The sequence below is a fragment of the Actinoplanes sp. NPDC051633 genome (assembly GCF_040681735.1).
In the GTDB taxonomy this organism is placed as follows: Bacteria; Actinomycetota; Actinomycetes; order Mycobacteriales; family Micromonosporaceae; genus Actinoplanes.
Genome location: NZ_JBFAZH010001766.1, coordinates 1 through 1,135, shown reverse-complemented (window position 1 = coordinate 1,135; position 1,135 = coordinate 1). Strand labels below are relative to the sequence as shown.

Annotated in this window: 1 protein-coding gene; it reads left to right on the top strand. The window is 68.9% G+C overall.

Going from position 1 to position 1,135, the window contains the following annotated elements; translation table 11 throughout:
• Positions 1-27: 27 nt before the first annotated feature.
• A partial coding sequence (locus AB0M20_RS45000; RefSeq protein WP_364307757.1) for a tetratricopeptide repeat protein occupies positions 28-1,135 on the top strand: 1,108 nt, incomplete at its 3' end.

Sequence of the window (1,135 nt, the reverse complement as noted above, 5' to 3'; positions counted from 1 at the left end):
CGGCAGCATTACGCAGCCGATCACATCGTGCTCGCCTTTCGGATGAGCGCGCTGGCCGCCAGCTACCGCGAGCTGGGCAGCCCGGACAAGGCGGTCGTGCTCAACCAGCAGGCGGTCGCGATCGGTGAGAAGCGGCTGGGCGAGAACCACCCCGACCTCTCCTCGTTGTACGGCGGTCTGGCCGCGAGTTACAGCGCGCTCGACGATGACGAGAAGGCGTTGCCGTTGCGGGAGAAGGCCTTGGCGATCGCGCGTACGTCGCTGGAGGAGGACCACCCCGACATCGCGGTCGCGCTCGACAACCTGGCCTCGACCTACCACGCGCTGGACCGGATCGAGGAGGCCGCGGCCCTGGAGGAGGAGGCCCTGCGGATCACGACGGCCAGCCGGGGCCGGGAGCATCCCGAGACGGCCTCCCGGATGGGCAGCCTGGCCGTCATGTACCGGCTGCTGGAACGGACCGAGGAGGCGCTGGGTCTGGACCGGGAGGCGCTGGTCATCACCCAGCGGATCTACGGCCCCTACCAACGGGACGTCGCGGTCCGGCTGGGCGGTCTGGCCAACAGCCTGATGGCCCTCGACCGGACCGACGAGGCGGTGCCGTTGCTGCTGCGGGCGGTCAGGATTTCCCGGGACACCTTCGGCGACGAGCACCTCGACGTGGCGATCGGGTGGGATCGTCTGGGCCGCGCGTACCGCACGCTGGAGCGTTACGACGAAGCGGTGGAGGCCTTCCGGAACGCGGTGATGGTCACGCAGAAGGCGCTGCACCGCGACCACATCGATGTGGCGTTCCGGTTGAGCGAGCTGGCCGAGGTGTTGACCGAGCTGGGCCGGCACGAGGAAGCGTTGCCACTGCTGAAAAGAGCATTGCGGATCGAGGAGCTGGAGTACGGCCGGGATGCCGCCGAACTGCTCGACCGGCTCGATCAACTGGTCGAGACCAACGGCGCGGCCGGCCACGACGACGTGGCGATCACCTATCAGCGCCGCTATCTCGACATCACGATCAGCCTGCGAGGCGCGACCAGCGTCGAGGCGGCCAACGCGCACGGCCACCTCGGCCATCTGTTCTACCGGCTCGGCCGCTACGCCGAGGGGATCCCGCACGAGGAAGCTGCGCTCGAGATCACCG